6 protein-coding genes are annotated in these 6,299 nt (G+C 58.0%); all 6 read left to right on the top strand.

The window, feature by feature from the left end; translation table 11 throughout:
- A partial coding sequence (locus Q0216_RS08110) for a DUF6318 family protein (RefSeq protein ID WP_298594406.1) occupies positions 1-899 on the top strand: 899 nt, incomplete at its 5' end.
- Between the two features lie 260 nt (positions 900-1,159).
- A complete protein-coding gene (locus Q0216_RS08105) occupies positions 1,160-1,984 on the top strand; it encodes a DUF6318 family protein (RefSeq protein ID WP_298594404.1) in 825 nt (274 codons plus the stop codon).
- Positions 1,985-2,090: 106 nt separating this feature from the next.
- Positions 2,091-3,044, top strand: a complete 954-nt coding sequence (locus Q0216_RS08100; protein ID WP_298594402.1) for a DUF6318 family protein — start codon at positions 2,091-2,093, stop codon at positions 3,042-3,044.
- A gap of 118 nt (positions 3,045-3,162) precedes the next feature.
- Positions 3,163-3,936, top strand: coding sequence for a DUF6318 family protein (locus Q0216_RS08095; RefSeq protein WP_298594400.1), 774 nt, complete (start codon positions 3,163-3,165; stop codon positions 3,934-3,936).
- A 403-nt stretch (positions 3,937-4,339) separates the two neighbouring features.
- Positions 4,340-5,275 carry a cysteine synthase A gene (gene cysK / locus Q0216_RS08090; protein WP_298594398.1) on the top strand — a complete coding sequence of 312 codons (936 nt, stop codon included), beginning with the start codon at positions 4,340-4,342 and terminating at the stop codon, positions 5,273-5,275.
- Between the two features lie 311 nt (positions 5,276-5,586).
- The gene (gene epsC, locus Q0216_RS08085) at positions 5,587-6,171 is read left to right on the top strand and encodes a serine O-acetyltransferase EpsC (protein ID WP_298594396.1); all 585 of its coding nucleotides are present in this window, start codon (positions 5,587-5,589) and stop codon (positions 6,169-6,171) included.
- Positions 6,172-6,299: the final 128 nt, after the last annotated feature.

The following is a 6,299-nucleotide window of genomic DNA, read 5'->3' as shown; positions in this document are numbered from 1 at the left end:
GCGTGGATTCTAAGGCGAGCTTCGTGCCCATCCCCGTTGAGGATGAGAGCATGTACGACAAGAACGCCCGTAGCCTGCGCGCCACTTTCGCGTATTTTGCTGCGGCGGTGAACTATGCCCGCATGACGGGTGATCCCGGTCCGGCTCTGCAGGTGGTTCAGGCGCAGAACGCTACCGACCGTGCGGCGCTGGAGAAGCTGCGTGCGTTCTACGCGCCCGGCACGAACTGGCTGGTGGGTGGCGAGTGGACTTTCCGCCTGACCGATAAGCAGCCGACGACTCGCGGCACTAAGTATTCGTGGGCGTGTTCTGTTACTCAGGCGCACGGCCTGCAGGTTGAGAAGGCGACGAACACCACCAAGCCCCTGGAGAATACTGAGGCTGCGGAGATTAAGGCTCTGTACGCTGAGTACGATGAGGAGGCGAAGCGCTGGTTGGTGATTGCGCCTCAGCAGTATGATCCTGCGTTGACTCCGAAGCCGACGCAGACTCCGCGCGCGCATCCTTCGTCGACTTACACTCCGACGGTGACTGATGACAGCACCGTGGCGGCTAATGGCGGCGCGAACACTGGCACAAATAACGGTGCGAACACTTCGGGTAACGGTGCCGCGCAGGGTACCGCAAATAATGGCGCTGCGCAGGCTCCTGCCGCCCAGAACGGCGCAGGTCAGAGTGGTTCCCATCAGTACACGGGCTCCCAGAATGGTGGAGCGCAGAATGGTGCCGCGCAGAATGGTGGCGCTCAGGCTCCTCAGCCTGCCGCTACCCAGGCACCTGCGGCTACCGCGCAGCCTGTGGCAACTCAGCCTGCCGCGCCCCAGCCGAGTGTAGCTCCCGGCGCTCCTGATCCCGGTGCCGCCGGTGGAGATGCTGCTCCCGCCGAGGGTGCCCAGTAGCCCCTCTCCCCTATAGACGATGAACGCGCCCTCTCCTTCGCTATGCCCTGTGCCCCTTGGTGCGCTGTTGCCGCTGGTTGCGGTAAGTTCGCTGATGGGCGGCATATCACGCTCGCTTGAGCGGCGGTACGCAGGGTGTGAAGGCGGGGGCGCGTTATACTTAGGACTGTCTCTAGAGGGATATCCACGTGTGAATATCCGCTCGTCGAGGCGCACTCTCACTCGTCTCTCACCTGAGATTCTCACTCGAAAGGTACTCCGTGGCGCTTTTCCCTTTGACCTCTGGGCTTTCTGATAGTTCCGCTACCGGCGTCAGCCGCCGTTCTGCTCTGCGTTACGCCGGTGCGGGCGTTGCAGGCGTGTCGTTGAGCGCCCTGCTGGTTGCCTGCGGTGGCTCTTCTTCCACCGCCGAAAATGCTGATGCGGATACCCCTCAGATTTCTCCCTCTGCTTCTTCGCGCACTGACTTTAGCGGCGAGGTAACCTTCGATAACTACGAGAAGAAGGGTGATTTCGTTCCGGCGACCGAGTCTGCTCCCGCGCAGAACGTGCCGATCCCTAAGCGCCCGGCGAGCGCATCGGAGAACTCGGTGCAGGGTCTGTACGATTCGATTGCGTTCGTGTATGCGGCGATTAACTACCTGGTGTTGACCGGTGATGCGGCTCCGCTGCGTGAGTCGAAGGCTGATGAGAAGTTCGTTGCGTCTTTCTCTTCGTTCATGGGTGAGTCGAATGAGGGCTCGCAGGTGCTTAACTGGTTTGTGTCGCCGAAGGTGACGATGTCTGCGTTCACTGCTGTTCCGACTCTGGTAAAGAAGAGCGTGCAGTGGACTTTCGACCTGGTGATTGATTTGGGTCCGACCATTGTGGTTGATGGCGCTCCTGCGGAGATGTCTGAGAAGGTTCGCCGCACTGAGCGTGGCCTGGTGGTTACCGGTGTGCGCCACGATAATGATTGGACGTTGACTATTCAGGACGAGTATGAGGTGCAGGCTTCAGCTCAGCCTAATAATGGTGGTGCTGCTAACGGCGGTAACGCTGGCAATTCCGGTAATGGCGGCAATTCTAATGGTGACAACCTTTAAGCCCTCAGATGGATGAGGCATCATGCCCTAACTCGCACTCGGGTTAGGGCATGATTTGTTTTACTCTGGTAGTAACGTGCTTTCCTGGATTCAAGGTTTTTCTCTTATGTCTTCTTCTCAGTCTTCTTTTTCTCGCCGCTCCCTGCTGCGCCTGGGTGTGGGTGTTTCTGCTGTTGCCGGTTCTGCGGCACTGTTGAGCGCTTGTGGTTCGGGTAACTCTAGCCAGCAGTCTGGTTCTCAGGGCGGTAGCCTGAACGGTTCGAAGTCGAGTGCTAATCCGAATGGGTACAGTGATGATGGTCAGAACTATTCGGGTCTGGTGGAGTACACCCACTTTGAGGACGCGTTGAATTATGAGCAGGGTACGGTGGATCATCCGCCGCGTAATGCTCCGAAGCCGAAGGTGACTGATGCTCTGTCGGCGAATACGGTGACGGGTTTTCATGAGGCGATTGCTTATTTTGCGGCGGCTATGGATTATCTGGTGAAAACCGGTAGCACGGATGCGTTCTCGACCGGCATTCAGCTATCCTCGAAGACTCGCTCTGAGGTGGATGCCCTGTCGGCTTCTATTCTTGCGGGTGTGGAGAAGGGTTCTTGGTATGTGAATCCGTCGGCTTCCTATGCGCTTTCGAGTGCGCAGCCGTCCATTATGAGTGATGGCAATCTGCTGTTTAAGGGCAAGTACACTCTGGACTTCGGTACGGAGGCGGTAGCCGAGGGCAAGATTCAGCCGGTGGTCGCCTCGGCGAGTGCTTCTGCTTCTGCCTCCGCATCGGCTGAGCCTGCTGAGCCGTCTGAGGATGCGCTGGTGTCTGATGCGGCGTCCCCCACTGCTTCTGCCACTGCTACTGCGGCGGGTCCGGCTTCTCAGGTGACGGTTCAGGAGTGCGATTTCCGCGGCCGCTACCATGCTGATTCTAAGATGTGGGAGCTGAGCGTGGCGTACGGTGCGACCTTGCAGGGTGGTACTACTGGTGGCACTGCGAGCGCGGCAGCATCCGGCGCAGCTTCTGCTGAGGCTTCCGTTGAGGCCTCCACCACCTCCGCGGCGTCATAGTTCGTCATAACGCTATTTATCTGCGAGGCGCTTCTCACGCTTCGCCCGCTCAACTCTGTATCCTGTTGGGTTTGCGGCTAAACTGGTTGCAATCACCGACTGACTGAAAGGTATCACTATGTCCGAGAACCTGACCCGCCGAGCGGCGCTGGGTGTACTGGGCGTCAGCTCCATGGCTTTGCTGGCAGCTTGTGGCTCTAAGGCTACTTCTGAGGCGTCTGCTTCCTCTTCTGGCTCTGAGAGCGCTTCTGCTGCTTCTGAGTCTGCTACCGCGTCGCCGAGCGCTTCGGCTTCGGCGTCTGCTTCCCCTTCGGCTTCGGCGTCTGCTTCGGCTACCGCAGCGAACTCTCCGCTGCCTAACGACAATAAGGATTACAGCGGCGTAGCGAAGCTGGAGAAGATGGAGGAGCACGGCGAGTACCAGCCGGGTAACGCTGAGCACCCGCCGCAGAATGTTCCCTCCCCGGTCGTTCCGGAGGCTATGCACCAGAATTCGGTGGCTGGCTTCGCGGCGGCTCTGGCGTACTTCGGTGCGGCGTTTGAGTACCTGCTGCGTACCGGCGATATGCACTACATGAACGAGGTCAGCACCGACCAGGAGACCCTGGCGGCGATGAAGAAGTACGCGGACTCCACCAAGGCAGGTATTGAAGAAAAGAAGACCTGGTACGTGAACCCGACCGCTACCTTGACTATCGGCACTAAGCAGCCGGTTCTTGCGCAGGGTGCGTACAACTGGACCGTGACTCTGAACGTGGACCTGGGCGAGAAGCTGTTCAAGGATGGCAAGGAGCAGACCGTGGCGGCTGATAAGCGTCACGTGAAGATGTTCGGTGAGGCTGTTGGCCGCTACCTGAACAACAAGTGGGACCTGCACATGGACATCAACTAGTCCTCTGAGGCTGGTTTTCTCCCCTGTTTTTGGGTCTTTTCCATCTCAGGATGCAGTTTTTCACTGTTTTTTCCATTGATGGCAATAAAATTTGTGGCTCCAGCTTGCGGTGAACAGAGTTCACCACTACTCTTATATACAGAGGTTGTCTTTTGGGCTACATAATGTTTCTAGAGAGCGCCGCACATTCATCATCCTTTATCGAGAAAGGGTTTGTGCGGCGCTTTTCTGTATCCTCTTTCTGAACCTCGTTTCTTGAAGTTTTTCTCTGGCATTATTACGAACTGTGACCGCAGGTTTAAACCTGCCGCCGGCGAGTAGTAGAGTTGCCACGTAACCGATTATTCATTGCGGAGACCCCGTCGCGGCTGGCCTCCCTCCAAGCTCATGTAAGGAGCACCCCATGGCAAAGATTCTCAACAGCATTGTTGAAGCAACCGGCCAGACCCCCCTGGTTAAGCTGAACCGACTGGACGAGGGCCTTCCCGGTAACGTTGCGGTCAAGCTTGAGTTCTACAACCCCGCAGGTTCGGTTAAGGACCGTATCGGTCGCGCCATCATTGACGCTGCTGAGAAGTCGGGTGCGCTGAAGCCCGGCGGCACCATTGTTGAGGGTACTTCCGGTAACACCGGTATTGCGCTGGCTATGGTGGGTGCTGCTCGCGGTTACCGCGTCATCCTGACCATGCCGGAGACCATGTCTGCTGAGCGTCGCGTGCTGCTGCGCGCTTACGGTGCTCAGATTGTGCTGACCCCCGGTACCGAGGGTATGCGCGGCGCTGTGGAGAAGGCTAAGGAGATCGTTGCTTCCACCGATAACGCTATCCTGGCATCCCAGTTCTCTAACGAGGCGAACCCCGCCATTCACTACAACACCACCGGCCCCGAGATTTGGGAAGCAACCGATGGTAAGGTCGACATTTTTGTGGCGGGTATTGGCACCGGCGGCACCATCTCCGGTTCGGGTAAGTATCTGAAGGAGCAGAACCCGAACGTGAAGGTTGTTGCGGTTGAGCCGAAGGACTCCCCGCTGCTTTCTGAGGGTCGCGTTGGCCCCCACAAGATTCAGGGCCTGGGCGCTAACTTCGTTCCGGACACTCTGGACCGCGGCATCTACGATTCGGTGACTCCGGTCAGCGCTGAGGACGCTATGCGCACCTCCCGTCTGCTGGCTACCCAGGAAGGTATTCTGGGCGGTATTTCTTCCGGTGCGGCTGTCTGGGCTGCTCTGGAGGAGGCGAAGAAGTCTGAGAACAAGGACAAGCTAATCGTGGCTATCGTTCCCGACTTCGGTGAGCGTTACATCTCTACCGCTCTGTACGAGGATATCCGCGGCTAATAGCCCGTTGTTTCTCCCCTCTACTCCCTTCCTGAGGTCTTGGCCCTAGGGTTTGGATAGCTGATGCCCCGCCTCCGGCTCGTCCCACTGTGGACGGTCCCGAGGCGGGGCTTTTGCATCTTTTGATGCGTCTTTTGATGCGTCTTTTGACCGGCAGAAATATTACGTTCCGCGCGTTTGTGTGACTGAGTTTTTGGTAAGTGTGTCTACTATGACATGTAGCCGGCCAGGAATAGGCGATTGGGCTTCATTGTTGGTACCTTTGGAAAGGTCGCACACACAGAGCACGACCGATGAGGGAAAGGGAACCCATGAGTTTTATTGCGCGTCTGCGTGAAGATATTGAGAACGTCCGCCAGCACGACCCTGCTGCGCGCGGCGCTGTCGAGATTGCGCTGAACTATTCGGGCATGCACGCCATTTGGGTTCACCGTCTGACCCATAAGCTCTGGCAGAAGGATGAGACGAAGGCTCTGGCCCGTACTCTCTCGCAGTTTACTCGTTTTCTGACCGGTGTGGAGATTCACCCCGGCGCGACCATTGGCCGCCGTTTCTTCATCGATCACGGTATGGGCATTGTTATTGGTGAAACCGCTGAGGTTGGTGACGACGTGATGCTGTATCACGGCGTGACCCTGGGCGGTCGCTCCCTGGAGAAGGTGAAGCGTCACCCCACCATTGGTGACCGCGTGACCATTGGTGCCGGTGCTAAGGTGCTGGGTCCGGTGGAGATTGGTTCCGATAGCGCTATCGGTGCGAACGCCGTGGTGGTCAACGATCACCCCGCCGATTCGATTATTACCGGTATTCCGGCGAAGCACCGCCCGCGCACCCCGGAGAAGAAGAAGCCGCTGGTGGACGCTGTGGAGTATATTGACCCCGCCATGTGGATTTAGCGCTTGTGAGCGTTTTGAGGCGGTAGCGGCGCGTCTGGAGGCTCCTAGCTAGGCTCTGCAGGTCTTCTCCCCTGCTACAGCCCCTAAGCTGGCCCTTGAGCTGCCCCTAAGATACCCCTGAATACACC

Source organism: uncultured Rothia sp. (genome assembly GCF_937976295.1).
In the GTDB taxonomy this organism is placed as follows: Bacteria; Actinomycetota; Actinomycetes; order Actinomycetales; family Micrococcaceae; genus Rothia.
This window is presented reverse-complemented; position numbering and strand designations above follow the sequence as displayed.